Origin of the sequence: Embleya sp. NPDC008237 (genome assembly GCF_042956465.1) — a bacterium.
Taxonomy (GTDB): domain Bacteria; phylum Actinomycetota; class Actinomycetes; order Streptomycetales; family Streptomycetaceae; genus Embleya.
Genome location: NZ_JBIBGL010000004.1, coordinates 619,106 through 635,612, shown reverse-complemented (window position 1 = coordinate 635,612; position 16,507 = coordinate 619,106). Strand labels below are relative to the sequence as shown.

Genomic DNA, 16,507 nt, shown 5'->3' with positions numbered 1-16,507 from the left:
GCATCTTCGCGGGCCTTCGGCGACAGGGCGACGGGCTTCACGTCGGACTCCTCGGCAGGGAAACGCTGGCCCCTACATTCGATGGCCTGCGGCCGTCGCCCGCACGTCGAGCGGCGGACGGCTGTGGGCCGGGCGGAGTAACGCGGGAGGTCGTGGGTTCGCCCGATCGGGGTGACCGAGCGGCCGATCGCCGATCCCGTACGGTGATGCCTGCGACGGATCGACGGGCGGGAGTCGGGGCAGTGGTGGACGCGGTCGGGGCGGAGGATCCGCAGTGGATCGGTTCGTTCGCGGTGCTGGGCCGGCTGGGGGCGGGCGGCATGGGGCAGGTGTTCCTGGCCCGATCGCCCGGCGGGCGGTTGGTGGCGGTCAAGACGGTGCATGCGGAGTTGGCCGCGGATCCGCACTTCCGGCGCCGGTTCGCAGCCGAGATTTCGGCGATGCGGCGGATCGGCGGCTTCTGGACGGCCGCGTTCGTCGACGCGGATGCCGAGGCCGAGACGCCCTGGCTGGCCACCGCGTACATCAGCGGCCCCTCGCTGACGCAAGCCGTGACCGCGCACGGGCCGCTGCCCGAGTCGAGCGCGCGGCTGCTGGCCGCCGGGCTGGCCGAGTCGTTGGTCGCGATCCACGCGGTCGGCCTGGTGCATCGCGACCTGAAGCCGTCCAACGTGCTGCTGACCGCCGACGGCCCGCGGGTGATCGACTTCGGCATCGCCCGGCTGGTACACGGCACGAACGAACTCACCCGGACCGGGCACCTGGTCGGCTCGCCGGGCTTCCTGTCGCCCGAGCAGGCCAGGGGGGACGAGGTCGGGCCCGCGAGCGACGTGTTCGCGGTCGGCCTGGTGCTGACCTATGCGACCACGGGCGGGTCGGCGTTCGGCACGGGGGAAGCGGCGCAACTGTTGTTCCGGGTGGTGTACGAAGAGCCACGGCTGGACGCCGTGCCGGAGGGGCTGCGGCCCGTGGTCGCGGCCTGCCTGCACAAGGATCCGGCGGAACGGCCGACGCCCGCGCGGCTGCTCGGGCTGCTGGGCGGGTCGGCGCGGCCGGCGGCGGACGACTGGCTGCCCGCGGCGCATTCCGCGCTGGTGCGGAACCGGCCCGCGGAGCCGGTGAGCGAGCCGGCAACGGAGCCGGTGACGGCGACGGAGGCGGAGGCGGTGGGCGTGCCGCCGACGTACCCGAGGCAGCCGCCGGGGGCGGTCACCGCGACGGCGCCGCCGGCCGGGGCCGGGCAACCACCGTCTCGGCCCGCGCAACCGGCGGCCCCGGCGTGGTCGCCGGCTTCCGCGCAGGCTCCGACCCCCGCGCAGGCTCCGGCTTCCGCGCGGGCTCCCGAGTGGGCGCCGGTTCCGGTGCCGCCGCGGCCGGAGTTCGCGCCGCCCGGGAAGGGTTCCGGGATGGCGCGCCGTCGGTTGTTGATCGGCGGCTCGGTGGTGGCCGCGGCGCTCGCGGGCGGAACCACGTTCCTGCTCACCCGGGACGACGGCGGGAATACCGGCCCGGCGGCGAACAAGTCTTCGCCGAGCGCGAGTTCGTCCGGAAACGTGCCGGCGAAAGGCGCACCGGGCGCGAACGGCGCGCAGCCACCGGTGGGTTCGGGCCCGGCCGGCGCCGCTCCGCTGTCTCACCTGCTGCCCGACAAGTACAAGGCCGGGCGGCCCCTGGCCGTCGGGGTGGACGCCACCTATCCGCCCAACGAGTTCCTGGACTCCGGCGGCAGGACGGTGATCGGGATGACCGCCGATCTGGCCAAGGCGATCGGCGAACAACTCGGTGTCGGACTGGATTTGGGGAACATGCCCTTCGCGACGCTGGTGCCCGCGCTCAAGTCCGAGCGGATCGACCTGATTGTCTCCTCGATGGTGGATACGCCGGAGCGCCGGGCCGACGGGATCGACTTCGTCGACTACTTCCGGGCCGGCACCGTGCTTGTGGTCCCCACTGGCAACCCCCGGCGCATCCGCAGCCTTTCCGACCTGTGCGGGTGCAAGGTGGCGATCATCCAGGGCACGTTCCAGGACGATCTCGTCGGCACGGCGGGCCGCATGTGCACATCCGGCGGCGGAGTCGCCAAGGTCTCCTATCCCACCATGGAAGAAGCGGCCACGCGGATCGGTCGGGGCGAGGCCCACGCGGGTCTGTTCGACTATCCCGCCGCCGTGTACGCCGCGCAGAACTCGGCCGGCGGCCTCCAGGTCGTGGACGAACAGATCGATGCCGAGCCGTACGGAATCGCCTTCCGCAACACCGATACGCAACTGCGCGACGCGATCCGGCAGGCACTGGAGCGCCTGCTGGCCGGCGGTGACTATCAGCGCATCGTGGCCCGATGGCAACTCTCGGCCGGCGCCGTCTCGAAGGTGACGGTGAACGGCGGCTGATTCACCTACATCCTGATCCCGGGCGAGTTGCATGTGATCGGCGAGCTTCGCGACACGCACGGGATCGGAGAGGTGTCGGACTGCTTCGGCCGGGCCGCCGCGGTCGTCGAGCCGCCGGGTACCGGCGGTGGCGCGCCGCGTGGTGGGAATCTGCCGGTTCCTCGCCGCCCCGACCGAGCCCGGCGCCGCGGGTCAGCCGCGCCCGAGCGCCGACCTGCTGCGTGGGACGGTGGCCTGCGTGACGCGTGTGGTGAGGGTGTGCCAGGGGCGGCAGGCGACCACGGGCAGCCCGTGCTGCTCGGCCTGCTCGGCGAGCCACCGGGAGTAGCGCACACCGACCTCGGCGCGCTGCGTCTGGCTGCCGTGTTCCGGCTCGCGGTCGGCGTAGTTGGCGACGACCCGGGCGACATCGTCCTCGTGCAGGAACACCGCCCGTACGCTGCGCCCGGCGGCGGCACCCGCGCGGATCGCCCGGGCGGCGGAGGCCGGGGTGATGTAGTCGCCCTCCACGACGGCCGGTACGGGGACGGTCAGCCGATTGCCGACCACGCCGACGACGGCGGGCTCCAGCGCGATGGCGGTGGCGATCTGGAGTTGCAACTCCCGGTCGGGGCTCGGCGCGGAATCGGGAAGCCGATCGAAGTGGTGGAGGCCGGGGTGGGTCCCCACGTCGGTGATGGCCTGGACCGCGCTTACCACGTCGTCGAACTCCACCACGAACGCCCCCGACTCCCTGGCCAGTTCGGCCGCCGCCCGACTCTTGCCCAGGCCCGAGGCGCCACCGAGGAGCAGGATGTCCCACTGGGTATCGATCATCGATCGACGGTATCGCAGCCCCTCGGATCGGTGCCGCACCCACCCACCGCGACCGAGGCGCCGGTGCGTCGCGGGCGGGTGCGTGCCGTCGTGACACCCGTCGACGCGCCGCGATGGTCGCGCGGCCGGCGGACCGGTCAGGCCGCGAGCGCGCCGGTGCGGCGCAGCAGGGGCAGGACGTGATCGGTGACCGCCGGAGCGAGCCGCAGGTCGTCGTCCCGGCCGGACGTCCAGCGCAGTTCGGCCAGTTCGGCCGCCGGGACCGGCTCGCGGTCCAGGCGCGTCGCGAAGACGGTCAGCCGCATCGGCAGACCCTCCAGGACGGCGACGGAGTCGACGGCGGCCAGGAATCGGGGTTCCACGAGCCGCGCACCCAGTTCCTCGTCGAGTTCGCGGCGCAGCGTCTCCAGCGGGCTCTCGCCCGGGTCGGGTTTGCCGCCGGGCAGGTAGAACAGGTCCGGTGCCGCCTTCTTGCTCACCACCATGAGGCGCCGCGCGTGCACGATTGCCGCCGCGACCACGACCAGCGGACCGTTCGCCTCGACCTTCGGTATGGAATCCGTCGGATTCTGCTGCGTCATGTATCGAATTCTGTCATCGGGTGCGGGTGGCCAGTGCTTCGAGTGTCTCGTATGCCTGGTTCAGCGACTTCTCGGCCAGCGGCTTGAGGGCGGACATCGCCGGGACGATCGTGGCCAGGGTCAGTTCGGCGTGGACGAACTCCAGGTCGTCCGCGAGGCCGATCGAGCTCAGCACGGCACGCAGGTACGGCTCCTGGTGATCCCAGCCCGCACGCGGCGTGCCGGGAGCGTAGGACCCGCCCCTGCTGGTGATCACCACGACGGACGTGCCCGCCAGCGGACCGGGGCCGCCGTCCGGCGTGACCATGGTGGCCGGGGTCACGACGCGGTCCAGCCAGGCCTTGACCGTCGACGGGATCGAGTAGTTGTACATCGGCACGCCCAGTACGACGGTGTCCGCCGCGCGCAGTTCGGCGTTCAGGGCCTCGGTCAGGGCTCGTTCCCGCGGCGGCTCGCCGTGCCCGCGGCCGGGGTCGAGCAGCGCTTCGCGGACCTCGTGGGTGATGTGCGGGACGGGTTCGGCGGCCAGGTCGCGGTGGGTGTAGCCACCGTCGGGGTGGGTCTCGCGCCAGCGCGTGGCGAAGTGGGCGGACAGTTCGCGGGACACCGAGCCGCTGTGGCGGATGCTGGCGTCCAGGTGCAGCAGGGAAGGCATGCACGACCTCGAATCGTTCGGGCGGCGGGAGGGTGCCGGGAGAGGGACAGTCGAGTCGATGGGGCCGAGGCGGCGACGGACGGGCTCGGTCTCGGCACCGCATGTCCACGACCGTAGACATTGACGCGGGCGTGAGGGCAACGCCGTGCTCGGGCGCGGGACGAGGGTTCGCCGCCCGCGGCGCGTCGCGGTACCGCGGTCGGCGGAGATCGGGTCGGGTGCTACCGCGCAGGTTTACCCGCGATGTCCACCGCGTGCGGGACGACAGTCCGCGCCGGCTCGGCCAGTGTTGCGCCAGGTCGGGCCCGCGTGCGGGCACATCGATACGGTGAGAAGCGTCGGGGGTATCCGTGGATGGCACAGGCAGAACGAACGGAACACACGCACCGGGACGAAGCCGCCGAGGCGCACACCGCGTCGTGACCGTGTTCGCGGTCGCGGCGGCGCTGATGGTGGCCGTGCTGGGCCTGCCGACCCGGGCCCAGGCCTTCCCGCCGCCGCCGGCACCGCCGTTGCCCGCGGCGAACTCGCACGGCATCACGCTCACCCAGTGGACGAACTCGAACCTGCTCAGCGACCGCAGGATGTTCGACGCCACGATGACCACCTCGGCGATCATGCAGCCGCGCGGCGGCACGCCCTCGATCGACCCGGTCACCGTGCCGGTCAAGGTGCGGATCTGGCTGCCCGACGACTACGTGACCGACCCGGCCAGGGCGTATCCGGTGCTCTACCTGCTGCACGGCGGATTCGGGGACTTCGAGCAGTGGTCCAAGTCCGACGCGGGCGACATCCTGAACACGATCGACCGCCGCACGTTCAAGGGCATCGTGGTCATGCCCGAGGGCGGCAAGGCCGGTTGGTACACGGACTGGGCGGGACACACCCAGGGCAATTTCGCGCCGTTGTGGGAGACCTTCCACATGCGGCAGTTGGTGCCCTGGATCGACGCGAACTTCAATACCGTCGACAACCGCTCGGGACGCGCGATCGCGGGTGTGTCGATGGGCGGACTGGGCGCGCTGCGCTACGCCGCCGACCTGCGGGACCGGTTCTCGGCCGTCGGGGCGTTCTCGGGCGGCACCACCCTGGCCGACGACCGCGCCTTGAACCGGGTGGCCGACTCGATGCTCGGCTACGGGGCGGCGACCTCCTGGAACGGTCTCGCCGATCCGAACTACCGGGTGTTCGGCAGTCCGTTGGAGCGCACCGAAGCGGTCTACGGGCCGCAGGCGAACTGGGCGGCGATCACCCCGGTGGGCATGGCCGCGGCGGGCAAGTACGCGGGCTACGCGGGCAAGTTCGCGATGTACTCCGGCGGTGCCGACGGCCAGGGCGTGCCCAGCGGCCAGGGCGAGTCCGACATCAAGACGTGGAACGACCAACTGCGCACGGTCATCGGCACCTCGTTCACGCCCCGCTACTGCACGGGCCCCGGCGAACACGGCTGGGACTACTGGCGCAACGACCTGCGCGACTTCGTCCAGTACGTGTACGGCAGCACGCCGCCCGCCCACTGCACCGAGAACGGCCGCACGGGCAACACGGGCAACGTCCCGTGGGTCGCCCGGTAGGCGAGCCGGCCCGGACCGGGCCCGACCGACGCATCCACCCGCGTCGGTCGGGCCCGCCGTGCGTGCGGGCAAGTCCGTGTTACTGCAATGGAGTTGGGCGAAACCGGGATGATCCCCTTCGGCAGGGTTGAGCATGGCCGTGTCGGGCAGACGGCCGGGCACAGTGCCTGTGAACGGTGGGTGCGGGCCGAAGCCGAGGAAGGGTCGCGTGTGATGGTTGATCCGAGGGACGTGACGGACACGGTGGCGGTGTCGCCGTATGCCGGCGATGGGGCGCAACTCGTGCCGGGTGGGCCGGATCGTTCGCCGCAACCGGTGTCGCCGGCCGCGGGAATGCGCGGTCGTACCGCGATCGCCGACGGCGTGGTCGCGAAGATCACCGGGGTGGCCGCCCGGGAGATCGAGGGTGTGTATGCGCTGGGCGGTTCGATGACGCGAGCGTTGGATGCGGTGCGGCAGCGGGTTCCGGGCGGTCGGCCGAACGTGGCGCACGGCGTGAGTGTCGAGGTCGGGGAGCGGCAGTGCGCCCTCGATCTGAACCTGGTGGTGGAGTACGGCGTGCCGATTGCCGAACTGGGTGAGGCGGTGCGCGGGCACGTCATCGACACCGTCGAGCGGATGACCGGTCTCGAAGTGGTCGAGGTGAACGTGGCCGTGGACGACATCCACCTGCCCGACCGGGACTCGCACGTGTCGGCTCGGGTCGAATAGGCCGGTACGTCCCGCAACGGGCCGGTGGGTGGGCGCGGTTCGGGGCGGGGAGGCGCTTCCGAGCCGGGTCGGCCGTGGTGCTCGGCCGGCGTGGGATCCCGCCTGGCCGGCGACGTCGGGCCTGGGCGCGCCGGTCGGGGTGGCGGCTCGGTGCGGGCGTTGTCGTCGCGCCGGGCCGCCCGTTCGTTCAGCCGTCGTGGCCGTCTCGGCGGTTCGGGTCGCTTGGGCCGCCCGGGTGGTGGAGTGCGTCGCGGTAGGCGGTGCAGACCGCGTCGGTCACCGTGTTCGCGTTCGCGAGGCCGGTCAGGTGCCGGCGGCCGGTTCGGCCCAGGCGTCGGCGTTCGCGCGGATGGGTCAGGAGGCTGTCGAGGGCTCGGGTCAGGGCGGTCACGTCGGCGGGTTCGACCAGGACGCCCGCATGGCCGCGGCCCAGTTGGTGCGGAATGGCGCCGACGGTGGTGGCGATCACCGGTACACCCGCGGCCATCGCCTCCAGGACGACCAGCGGGGCACCCTCGGTCAGGGACGGGACGCACAGGATGTCCAAGGCGGCCACCGCCGCCGGGCCGTCCGTCCGCATCCCCCGGAAGCGCACACGGTCCCCGAGCCGCAAGTGCCGTGCCAACGCGTGCAGGTCTTCGCGCAGTCGGCCGTCGCCCACGACGGTGAAGGCCACCCCGGGATGCCGATCCACGAGCCGGGCGGCGGCGCGCAGGAAGAACTCCACCCCCTTCTCCGGCTCCAACCGCCCGACCACCCCGACCGTCACGGGCGCATCGCGCCGGTACGCGGGCGCGGCCGGCGGGCCGCCGAACACGGCGGTGCCCACCACCCGGACCCGCGCCGCGGGAACCCCGTCGACTCGGCGCAGCCGGTCGGCGATCTGCTCCGAGACGGCCAGGATCAGTGCGCATCGGCGGTACAGCGGGCGGCTGTAGGCGCGCGCCAGGGGACCGCGCCAGGAGGCCATGCTGTGCTCGGTCACCACCACCGGGACACGGGCGAGGAGGCCGGCGAGGGCCGCGGCCATCGTGGCGGCGTGCACGTGTGCGTGGACCACGTCGAATCGGCCCACCCGGGCCAGTCGCGCGATCCGCAGCGCCAGCATCGGGCTGACCAGGCGGGCCACCCGTCGCCTGCCCAGCACCACGACCGACACGCCCGCCGCGGCGAGTTCGGCGCCGGCCGGTCCGTCCTCGGTGCACGCCAGCACCACCGTGTGCCCACAGGCAGCCAACGCGCCCGCCAATCCCGCGACTTGCCGCTGCGCGCCGCCGATGCGCAGGTCGTCCACCACGAGCAAAACCCGTAGCGACCCGCGCCCCTCCGCGCCCCCCTGCCCGCGCGGCGTCCCCCTGACCCCGATCGTCGCCCCCCTGATGCACGGCCGCCGCAGTGTCGCGCCCCCGTCATACGAGGATGTCCCTTCTCGGGGGCCGGGGGAGGCGAGAGCCGATTTCGGTGCGGTCGCCCGACGGTTCGAGCGCATTGTCTGCGGCGGCCGGAATCTATTGTCGGCGCCTGCGGAAAACAAGACCCGGGCCGCGGCGCCGACCGGGGTGTCGGCGGCCGGCCGGGAGGAGCGGCCCCGGGTCGGGCTCCGCTCCCGAACCGCCGGCGGGGCAGGGCCCGTGCCGCGCCGGCCCGTTGGTCTCATGCCATCGGAACGGGCGGACCGGGAGGAATGGTTCAACTTCGAGCCGGACTCGGGCGGTTCGGCGGAGCGCCCGAGTCCGGCGGTTACGGCCCGTTCGCAGGGCGGGATGCTCGACATCCACGACGACACCGGCCAACCGGCTCTCCGGGCGGCGGACCTGACGGACGAGTTCCGCGGCCTCATCCTGGCGGGACGCGAGGCGACACTGGTCCTCGCCCCGGACGGGACCGTCCTGTTCGACCAGCCCGACGACGGCACGCGCGGACGCCCCGAGGTACAACGCGGCGAGTGCGCCGGATCCTGCTCGACTCGCTCCCGGCCGGCACCGTCCGGTGGGGCCACAAGGTCGGCGGCGCCCTTGCCCTCGGCGCGGGCCGCCGCGAGGTGACGTTCGCCGACGGGAGCACCGTCGTCACGAGCCTGCTGGTCGGCGCGGACGGCGCCTGGTCACGGGTCCGGCCGCTGCTCTCCGACGCCACACCCGAGTACGTCGGCAGGTCGTTCGTCGAGACCTTTCCGTTCGACGCCGACACCCGGCATCCGGCCGCCGCGAAGGCGGTCGGCGGCGGTTGGTTGCTCGCGCTCGCGCCGGGCAAGGCGATCCGGGCCCACCGGGAGACGGACGACACCCTTCGCACCTACGTGGTGCTCTCCAAGCCGCAGGACTGGTTCGCCACCGTCGATTTCACCGATGCCGCCGCGGCCACCGCGCGGACAGCGCGGGAGTTCGACGGCTGGGCACCGGAACTCACCGCGTCGATCACCGACAGTGACACCGCGCCGGTCCTGCGTTCCCTCGACGGTCTGCCGATCGCACACCGCTGGGATCGGGTGCCGGGGGTGACCCTGCTCGGCGACGCCGCCCACGTCTCGGCTCCGGACGGTGAAGGCGCCAACCTGGCCATGCTCGACGGTGCCGAACCGGGCAAGGCCCTCGCCGTACACCCCGACGACGTCGAGGCCCCCGCTCAACGCATACGAGCAGGCCATGCTCCCGCGCAGCGCAGCCGCCGCCACCGAGGGCGCCCGGCTCCACGAGCTTTTCTTCGGCGACGACACGCCGCACGGCCTGATCGCGCTGTTCGCCGGAAACGGGTAGCAGCGGCTTCGGGCCGGGCGGGACCGCGCCCGGGTGGCATCGGGAAGCGCGCTACGGGCCTGCGACGGGCGGTGCGGCGGTGTCGTGCGGTTGCGGTGCGGTAGTGCGGCGCAGGCCCGGGGTCAGGGGCGGAGCAGCGGGTTCGGGGGCGAGCCGGTGGAGTAGTCGCCCGCCGGCGGGGTGGCTCGGCCCTCGGGCCACGGCCGGGAGAGCGAGGCGGGCGTGGCGTCCTGGTCGGGCGGTCGCACCACGGCGTATCCCTGGCCGGGCGCAGGACGAAGCCGGGCGGACTCGCCGTTGATGAACGGCGCCAGGAGATCCATCTCCCGGTGGTAGACGAACAGGGACGACGCGGTCCCGAATATCGCCGGCCCGTCCAGGACCAGCGGCAACTCGGCGAGGGCGTAGCCCACGGCGTGGTCTATCTGCTCCTCGGTCGGCTCCTGCCCGGCGACCCGCCGGACCGCTCCGCGCGCGGTGCGGCGACAGGCGCCACGCACCGCCTGGTCGGTGTGGTAGGCGTCGCGCACGCGCTTCAGCGAGTGCTGGTACGCGGGGCGTTCGGACAACTGCGTCCAGGTGTGCAGATGGTGTTCCGGGTCGGCCACACCCGCGTTGCGCAGGCCGCGTCGGGCGGGGCTGCGCAACCGGCCGACGGCGTACCGGGCGCGGCGGACGGCCTCCGAGGGCTGGACGCCGGCCGCGGTCAGCGTATGCGCGGCCTCGTCTCCGGGAACGAAGACGTCGACCCTGACGAAGTTCGCGCAGGCCCACTGCACCAGGGCCTCGACCCTGCGGGGCTTGTAGTAGCTGTTCCAGGGGCTGAGCCCGATCAGTACGTGCTCCGCCCGCTCGAGGACGCTTCGGCTACCGAGCGTGCACGGCCACACCATGAATCCCATGCGATCGACTCCTTAGCGTTCCCTCCATGATTCCATCGCCGGAACACACCACCGAACCGACCCATTCCGGGCCCACCGCCGGCACGCGGCGTGCCGGGGCGGGGTCGGCCGCGGTCGTCGTGCCGATGCGCCCCGGTCGCGCCCCACCGGGCTCGGTCCGGCTCGGTCGGGCTCGGGCGCTGCGTGGGGCCGCCGAGTCGGTCGCGTCGATTCGCTCGGTCGCGGGCGGCGGCACGCGGGTCAGCGGATGCGGCCGATGCCGGCGAACATGTTGGTGTGCTCGACGCCGACCGGTGGCTCGTCGGCGGTGGGGCGCCAGTGCTGCATGGGGACCACGCCCGGGTCGACGAGGTCGCACCGTTCGGCGAACAGGGCCTCCAACTCGCTGCGGGAGCGCAGGTACATCGGTACGCCCCGGCGCGTGTACACCTCGGCCAGCGCGGTGGAGCCGACCGCCAGGTCCGCCGTCGCCGCGGTGATCGCCAGGTAGCTGCCCGGCGCGAGCGGCGCCGTCAACTTCTCGATCAGCCCGGCGGCGTCCTCGACGAACTGCAACATCGCGATCACCGTCACCCCCACCGGTTGGTCGAGGTCCAGGGTCTCGCGCAGCTCGGGGGTCGAGAACAACCGGTCGGGATCGCGCATGTCGGCCTCGACGTAGGCGGTTCGGCCCTCCGGGGAGCTGGAGAGCAGAGCGCGGGCGTGCACGAGCACGATGGGGTCGTTGTCCACGTACACCACGTGCGACTCGGGCGCGGCGTCCTGCACGACCTCGTGCAGATTCGGCGACGTGGGGATGCCGGTACCGATGTCGAGAAACTGGCGGATGCCGCCCTCGGTGACCAGCCAGTGCGCCATCCGCCGCATCACCGCCCGGTTGACCCGCATGCTCGTCCACAGCTCGGGCCACACCTTCAGGGCTTCCTCGGCCGCTTCGCGGTCGGCGAGGTAGTTGTCCTTGCCGCCCAGGACGTAGTCGTACATCCGAGCCGAATGCGGAACCGTCGTGTCCACCTGAACCATCGTCGGCCACTCCTGCCTTCCAACTGGTGACGCGCTGGGATCAGTTCGCGTCCTGGCGTGCATCCATGGAACGTATAAGCGGGTCGGGGATCGGACAACCGGGCCGATGCTTTCGTCCCCATTGCATGCGACATTCGAACGCGGGCGGGCGGCCCGGGGCCGGCGCGAGGCGCGGTCGCCGCCTCCCGGCGCTCAGCCGGAGGGACCGGCGGGCGGGGCGGGTGGCGGGGGTATCAGCGCGTCGACGGCGGAGGCGACTGCTGCGGGAGCGGAAATCATGGGCAGATGCCGGGACTTGGGGATCATGGTCGGCGCCGGCGCGCCGATGCGGGTGGCGGTGTCGGTGGGGGTGTCATCGTCGAAGACATCGTCGTCGGCGCCGAAGACCACCGACTTGGGCACCTGCACGTCGTGCAGCCGGGCCAACCGCTCGGCGGGGATGCCCAGTACGCCCTCACCGAGCATGCTCCACAGCGCGCCCTCGGCACCCGCCACCCGGAAGGGGCGCCGCCATTCGTCGACACCGGCCTTGTCGAGCCTGGGACACCCGGGGCCGCATTGTGCGCCGTAGACCTTGCGGATCAGCCAGTCCGTGCCGAGCCCGATCCGCAGCAGGCTGGTGCGGAACGGATCGATGAGCACGTACTCGAGCGCGGCCGGGGGGCCGGCGCCGGTGTCGAGCGCGTCGCCGTCCAGGAGCATCACGCCGCCGATCCGCTCGGGCGCGCGCAGCGTGGCCTCGGCGACCATCGCCGCGCCGCTGGAGTGGCCCACCAGCACCGGCCGTTCGTCCGGAGTGCCCAGATGCATGGCGTCGAGGAAGCCCAGGAGTTGGCGGGTCAGGTGGTCGACCGTATAGGGGCCGCGCCGTTCGCTGTATCCGTAGCCGGTGAGGTCGAGGGCATAGACCCGATGGTCGCGCGCCAGCAGCGGAGCCAGCCGCGACCACGTGTCGACCGATTCGAAGGCGCCGTGCACCAGGACGACCGGCGACCCGGACGTGCCCCACGTCTGGTAGCGCGTGCGTATGTCGGCCGCCTGTACGTAGGTCAGCCCCGAGGGTGGTGCGGCGCGGTCGTCGGTGAACGCGTTGTACGTGAAGGACGCGATCGTCACGGCGACCAGCGTCATGGCACAAATCAGTGCGATTCGGCGGGTCCAGCGCCGCAGCCGCGACCGTGGCGGCTTGTCGGGGACGGGAGTTGCGGATTCCTCCTCTTTCGCCGGGTGCCTGTTTGCTTCGCGCTCGTTCGCTTCGTGCTCGTCTGCCTCATGGTCGTCCGCACTCCGTTCCCGGTCGTGGTTCGGGTCGTCGCCCGTCTTGTCGTCGGTTGTCGCGTGGTCCAAAGCGTGCGCCCCGTTGGTGGATGGAAGCGCCTTCCCCATCGGATCGGGCGCCCCGGGTGGTCGTTCCTTACCCGGACAACTCTCGCCCGCGGGCCATCGTCCCCGCGTCCGACCCGAGGAGGCTTTCCGCGGCCTCCGTGGGAGGCATGCCGTCCGCGCGCGCGTGCTTCCCGGGAAGTAGGCGACGGACGTGACGTAGGCGGATGAGGCGAACGAGGCGAACGAGGCGCGGATTTCGGCCGACATGGGGCATGTTCACAACGCTTGTCCGGAACCGGGGATCGCCCTACGGTGGCGGGCGGACCGGTGTGGGGTCGGTCCGTGTCGGCCGCCCGAACGCGCGGGCGGCGCCGCTTTGTTCGTGTCCGTGACCGAAAGAAGCAGGTGACCCATGCGCATGTCCCGTCGCATCGCCGCGACAACCGGCACCCTGGCGCTCACCCTGGGCGGTCTCGCCGCAGCCGCGCCGACCGCCCACGCCACCCCGTCCGCCTGCGTGGCCTACCTCGCGGTGGAGGGCTACAACTCGATGATCACCGGCACCGCATGCCAATACGGCGGCAACGGTCCGTCCGGTGTGTCGGCCTGCCGAAGCCTGCTCACGGGGGTCGAGGGCGTACCGGTCACGATCGCCCAACGGGCCTGCGCGTACGCGGCGGCCTGAGGGAGGCCGCCACCGCCATCGCAACCGCCCGTCATCACCCGCCCGCCGCCCGGAGCGCCGGCCACGGCCCCGCTTCACGCCGTCGCCGGAGGCGTGAACCGTGAAACGTGGACCGGCACCAGGGCGCCGGGGGCGCCTCGATGTGCGCAGCCATCGGCACCGTCACCTCGTGGCCTCCTGCCGAGGAACGATCACCAGCGGCCCCGGCGCGTGGTGGATCAGACCATGGGTGACCGAGCCGAGGAGCATGCCGCGGAAGCCGCCCACTCCTCGGGAGCCGACCACCAGGCACAGGGCGTCCTGAGCGGCGTCGGCGAGGCCGCGGACCCGGTGGCCGAGGACGGTGACGCGCTCCACCGCTACCTCCGGATACTTCTCACCCCACCCGGCGAGCGTCTCGCTCAGGCGGATCACCGACTCCTCCACCTCGGACTCGCTGCCGAACGCGGCGACCATGTCCGGCGTCGGCGGGCGTACCTGGACGGCCCGCAGGGCCGCGCCGCGCAGCGCGGCGGTCTGGAAGGCGTAGCCGACGGCCGGCTCGGAGCCGGCCGAACCGTCGACGCCGACCACCACCGTCGGCGGCACACCCGCGGCGGGTTCGGGACCGCGTACCACCGCCACCGGGCACGGCGCATGCGCGCTGACCGGGACGGCGATGCTGCCCGTGGTGAACAGCTCCGCCAGCGCCGACAACCGGCGCGAGCCGAGCACGAGCATGGCCGCGTCGGGCGCTTCGCCGCGCAACACGTCCACCGGGCTGCCCTCGACGGTCGCCAGGCTCACCTCCAGCCCCGCCCTGCCGGTGGTCGCCACGACTCGCGCCCTCTCCAACAACGCCTCGTCGGCCAGCCGGCGCCGCTCGGCCCAACTGGGCCGCTGGACGGTCGCCCCGGCCCCGGCCTCGTGATACGTGTCGACCGCGGTCCAGTCGAATGCGTGCGCGGTGTGCAATCGGCCGTCGTGCCGGGCCGCCCGCTGCGGGGCCTCCGCTCCCGCCGGCGCGGCCGGCCATTCCGACGCGTGCACGAGGCGCAGTGGCAGCCCGTGTCGTACGGCCTCGTCCGCGGCCCAGCCGACGGCGAGCAGGCCCGCCGCCGAATTCTCCACTCCGGCCACCACGGGCCGTCGTCCGGTTGTCATGACAGCTCCCGATCACCCTGGGGAATCCGCCTCGATTGCGGTGCTGCCTTCCACTGTCTCTCCGCGAGCGCCTCCGTGCCGCGCCCGGAGGACTCCGGGGCACCTCCGGGGAGGTCTTCGGAGCCGACGACGGGCGCGATGACGGGCACGGTGCGCACCGGATTCGCGTTGCGCCCCCGGCACTCCCGGCACTCCCGGCACTCCCGGCATTCCCGGCACTCCCGGCACGTCGGGTATCTCAGACACCTCGAACACCCCGAGTGCCTCGAACAGCTCGAACACCCCGGACACCCCAGGCACCCCGGATCCCTCGGGTCACATCTCCGAGCGCTCGTCGGCTTCCGGGGGCGAAACGTCGGTTCCGGCGGAGTCGGCCGACAGCAGCGGTCGTTCGAACACCGTGCGCAGCACGATCGTGGTTCCGGTGCCCCGGATCACCGGGACCGCCCGGATGCGGTCGAGCGTGTCGGCCAGGTCGGCCGTCGAGGCGACCCGGACCTTGATCCAGAAGCAGTCCTCGCCGGCGACCTCGTGCGCCTCCAGGACGGCCGGCTCGCGGCGGATCGCCGCCTCCACCTGGTCGCGGGCCGCCTTGCCGGCGTCGAAGCGCAACGCGATGAACGCGGCAGTGCCCGCCTCGACCGCCTCCGGCGCGAAGGCCGCGTGGTAGCCGGTGATCACCTCGTCGCGCTCCAGCCGCTGGAGGCGATCGCGGACCGCCGGCTCGGAGAGGTCCACCGACTTGGCGAGCGCGCGTACGGTCCGCCGTCCGTCGTTGCTCAGCGCGCGAAGCAGTGCCCGGTCGATGTCGTCCAGCGGCCGCGTCATCGAATCCCCTTGTTTCCGCGAATGAGATGGACCTACTCTAAAAAAGGCTAGCAGCCAGTTCCACTTAACTTACTGAGGTACAGGGATGGCTTTGACTCCTCTAATGAGGGATCGACTGTTGCCATGGGTCGCGCTCGTGACCGTCTGGATCCTGTGGGGTTCGACGTATCTGGGCATCCGCTACGCGATCGAGACGATCCCGCCGCTGCTCGCGGCCGGCGCCAGGTTCCTGACCGCCGGCCTGCTGATGTTCGCAGTCGTCGGCCCCCGGCACGCGCGCGGCGCGCAGCGACCGACCTGGCCGCACCTGCGCTCGGCGGCGATCATCGGCGGCCTGCTCCTGGTCGGCGGCAACGGCCTGGTGAGCCTGGGCGAACAACACCTCGACTCGGGCTTCGCCGCGCTGATCGTGGCCACGGTGCCGGTGTGGATGGTGCTGATCAACGCGCTGGTGACCAGGACGCGCGTGTCGGGCCCGGTCCTGCTGGCCCTGCTCCTGGGCACCGTCGGGATCGGCGTCCTGGTCGGCGGTCCGGGCGGTGACGTGCATGCGGGCGGCACGGTGATGGTGCTGATCGCGTGCGTGTTGTGGGCGGCCGGGTCGGTGTACGCGCGGACCGCGCCGCTGCCCAGGCACCCGCTCGTGGTCGCCTCGCTGGAGATGATCACGGCGGGCGTGGCCCTGCTCGTCCTGGCCGCGCTGCGCGGCGAGTTCGGCCGGCTGCACGTGGCCGACATCTCCACCGCCTCGTGGCTGGGCCTGACCTGGCTCGTCTTCGCGGGTTCGATCGTCGCGTTCAGCGCGTACCTGTACGTCAACACCGTGCTGCCCAACGACACGGTGGCGACCTACGCGTACGTCAACCCGGTCATCGCGGTGCTGCTCGGCGCCGCGATCGCGGGCGAGTCGGTGGGTCCGAACGTCTACCTCGGCGGCGCGATCATCGTCGCGTCGGTGGCCCTGATCGTCGCCACCCGCTCGCGCGGCTCCCGCCCGGCCACACCGACCTCCGAGCCCGCGGACACCGACGGGAGCGGCACACCGACGGCCGGGATCCCGAAGCCGGCCGAGGAGACCGCCAGGGTCGAGCGGGCCCGATGACACGGGGCGCGACGT

At 72.6% G+C, this 16,507-nt stretch carries 14 protein-coding genes and 1 pseudogene; 6 read left to right on the top strand and 9 right to left on the bottom strand.

From position 1 onward, the window contains the following. Positions 1–206: 206 nt before the first annotated feature. The gene (locus ACFZBU_RS13210) at positions 207–2,390 is read left to right on the top strand and encodes a transporter substrate-binding domain-containing protein (protein WP_391583610.1); all 2,184 of its coding nucleotides are present in this window, start codon (positions 207–209) and stop codon (positions 2,388–2,390) included. A gap of 192 nt (positions 2,391–2,582) precedes the next feature. On the opposite strand, the gene ACFZBU_RS13205 is transcribed toward ACFZBU_RS13210, so the two are convergent. The 3 genes from ACFZBU_RS13205 to ACFZBU_RS13195 all read right to left on the bottom strand — a co-directional run bounded on the left by ACFZBU_RS13205 (position 2,583) and on the right by ACFZBU_RS13195 (position 4,442). Next, positions 2,583–3,206, bottom strand: coding sequence for a hypothetical protein (locus ACFZBU_RS13205; protein ID WP_391583609.1), 624 nt, complete (start codon positions 3,204–3,206; stop codon positions 2,583–2,585). A gap of 137 nt (positions 3,207–3,343) precedes the next feature. Beyond that, positions 3,344–3,787, bottom strand: coding sequence for an NUDIX domain-containing protein (locus ACFZBU_RS13200; RefSeq protein ID WP_391583608.1), 444 nt, complete (start codon positions 3,785–3,787; stop codon positions 3,344–3,346). A 13-nt stretch (positions 3,788–3,800) separates the two neighbouring features. Next, positions 3,801–4,442, bottom strand: coding sequence for an FMN-dependent NADH-azoreductase (locus tag ACFZBU_RS13195; RefSeq protein WP_391583607.1), 642 nt, complete (start codon positions 4,440–4,442; stop codon positions 3,801–3,803). Between the two features lie 419 nt (positions 4,443–4,861). Between ACFZBU_RS13195 and ACFZBU_RS13190 the strand changes: the two genes are divergently transcribed. Then, a complete protein-coding gene (locus ACFZBU_RS13190; RefSeq protein WP_391583606.1) occupies positions 4,862–6,016 on the top strand; it encodes an alpha/beta hydrolase in 1,155 nt (384 codons plus the stop codon). Between the two features lie 213 nt (positions 6,017–6,229). Beyond that, positions 6,230–6,727, top strand: a complete 498-nt coding sequence (locus ACFZBU_RS13185; RefSeq protein WP_391583605.1) for an Asp23/Gls24 family envelope stress response protein — start codon at positions 6,230–6,232, stop codon at positions 6,725–6,727. 187 nt (positions 6,728–6,914) lie between these two features. Here the strand turns inward: ACFZBU_RS13185 and ACFZBU_RS13180 are convergent, their stop codons facing one another. Then, a complete protein-coding gene (locus ACFZBU_RS13180; protein WP_391583604.1) occupies positions 6,915–8,024 on the bottom strand; it encodes a glycosyltransferase family 4 protein in 1,110 nt (369 codons plus the stop codon). A 445-nt stretch (positions 8,025–8,469) separates the two neighbouring features. On the opposite strand from ACFZBU_RS13180, the pseudogene ACFZBU_RS13175 reads away from it, so the two are divergent. Next, positions 8,470–9,483 (top strand): annotated as a pseudogene (locus tag ACFZBU_RS13175) (FAD-dependent oxidoreductase); the annotation flags it as partial. Positions 9,484–9,605: 122 nt separating this feature from the next. On the opposite strand, the gene ACFZBU_RS13170 reads toward ACFZBU_RS13175, so the two are convergent. The 3 genes from ACFZBU_RS13170 to ACFZBU_RS13160 all read right to left on the bottom strand — a co-directional run bounded on the left by ACFZBU_RS13170 (position 9,606) and on the right by ACFZBU_RS13160 (position 12,539). Continuing rightward, positions 9,606–10,385: a tRNA-dependent cyclodipeptide synthase gene (locus ACFZBU_RS13170; protein ID WP_391583603.1), complete on the bottom strand. Its 780-nt coding sequence runs from the start codon at positions 10,383–10,385 to the stop codon at positions 9,606–9,608. Positions 10,386–10,625: 240 nt separating this feature from the next. Beyond that, complete coding sequence (locus ACFZBU_RS13165; protein WP_391583602.1) at positions 10,626–11,408, bottom strand: SAM-dependent methyltransferase; 783 nt, start codon at positions 11,406–11,408, stop codon at positions 10,626–10,628. Positions 11,409–11,600: 192 nt separating this feature from the next. After that, the gene (locus tag ACFZBU_RS13160) at positions 11,601–12,539 is read right to left on the bottom strand and encodes an alpha/beta fold hydrolase (protein ID WP_391583601.1); all 939 of its coding nucleotides are present in this window, start codon (positions 12,537–12,539) and stop codon (positions 11,601–11,603) included. A 613-nt stretch (positions 12,540–13,152) separates the two neighbouring features. On the opposite strand from ACFZBU_RS13160, the gene ACFZBU_RS13155 reads away from it, so the two are divergent. Continuing rightward, a complete protein-coding gene (locus ACFZBU_RS13155) occupies positions 13,153–13,419 on the top strand; it encodes a hypothetical protein (protein WP_391583600.1) in 267 nt (88 codons plus the stop codon). Between the two features lie 162 nt (positions 13,420–13,581). On the opposite strand, the gene ACFZBU_RS13150 is transcribed toward ACFZBU_RS13155, so the two are convergent. Together ACFZBU_RS13150 and ACFZBU_RS13145 are read right to left on the bottom strand one after the other, a co-directional pair. Continuing rightward, the gene (locus ACFZBU_RS13150) at positions 13,582–14,562 is read right to left on the bottom strand and encodes a universal stress protein (RefSeq protein ID WP_391583599.1); all 981 of its coding nucleotides are present in this window, start codon (positions 14,560–14,562) and stop codon (positions 13,582–13,584) included. Positions 14,563–14,877: 315 nt separating this feature from the next. Continuing rightward, positions 14,878–15,390 carry an Lrp/AsnC family transcriptional regulator gene (locus ACFZBU_RS13145; protein WP_391583598.1) on the bottom strand — a complete coding sequence of 171 codons (513 nt, stop codon included), beginning with the start codon at positions 15,388–15,390 and terminating at the stop codon, positions 14,878–14,880. A 103-nt stretch (positions 15,391–15,493) separates the two neighbouring features. On the opposite strand from ACFZBU_RS13145, the gene ACFZBU_RS13140 reads away from it, so the two are divergent. After that, the gene (locus tag ACFZBU_RS13140) at positions 15,494–16,492 is read left to right on the top strand and encodes an EamA family transporter (RefSeq protein ID WP_391583597.1); all 999 of its coding nucleotides are present in this window, start codon (positions 15,494–15,496) and stop codon (positions 16,490–16,492) included. Positions 16,493–16,507: the final 15 nt, after the last annotated feature.

What these genes read in the sequence shown, in the direction of transcription:
- ACFZBU_RS13155 (WP_391583600.1), top strand. Translation starts at nt 13,153, where the DNA reads ATGTCCCGTCGCATCGCCGCGACAACCGGCACCCTGGCGCTCACCCTG.
- ACFZBU_RS13205 (WP_391583609.1), bottom strand. Translation starts at nt 3,206, where the DNA reads ATGATCGATACCCAGTGGGACATCCTGCTCCTCGGTGGCGCCTCGGGC.
- ACFZBU_RS13160 (WP_391583601.1), bottom strand. Translation starts at nt 12,539, where the DNA reads ATGACGCTGGTCGCCGTGACGATCGCGTCCTTCACGTACAACGCGTTC.
- ACFZBU_RS13145 (WP_391583598.1), bottom strand. Translation starts at nt 15,390, where the DNA reads ATGACGCGGCCGCTGGACGACATCGACCGGGCACTGCTTCGCGCGCTG.
- ACFZBU_RS13200 (WP_391583608.1), bottom strand. Translation starts at nt 3,787, where the DNA reads ATGACGCAGCAGAATCCGACGGATTCCATACCGAAGGTCGAGGCGAAC.
- ACFZBU_RS13165 (WP_391583602.1), bottom strand. Translation starts at nt 11,408, where the DNA reads ATGGTTCAGGTGGACACGACGGTTCCGCATTCGGCTCGGATGTACGAC.
- ACFZBU_RS13170 (WP_391583603.1), bottom strand. Translation starts at nt 10,385, where the DNA reads ATGGGATTCATGGTGTGGCCGTGCACGCTCGGTAGCCGAAGCGTCCTC.
- ACFZBU_RS13140 (WP_391583597.1), top strand. Translation starts at nt 15,494, where the DNA reads ATGAGGGATCGACTGTTGCCATGGGTCGCGCTCGTGACCGTCTGGATC.
- ACFZBU_RS13185 (WP_391583605.1), top strand. Translation starts at nt 6,230, where the DNA reads ATGGTTGATCCGAGGGACGTGACGGACACGGTGGCGGTGTCGCCGTAT.
- ACFZBU_RS13210 (WP_391583610.1), top strand. Translation starts at nt 207, where the DNA reads ATGCCTGCGACGGATCGACGGGCGGGAGTCGGGGCAGTGGTGGACGCG.
- ACFZBU_RS13195 (WP_391583607.1), bottom strand. Translation starts at nt 4,442, where the DNA reads ATGCCTTCCCTGCTGCACCTGGACGCCAGCATCCGCCACAGCGGCTCG.
- ACFZBU_RS13150 (WP_391583599.1), bottom strand. Translation starts at nt 14,562, where the DNA reads ATGACAACCGGACGACGGCCCGTGGTGGCCGGAGTGGAGAATTCGGCG.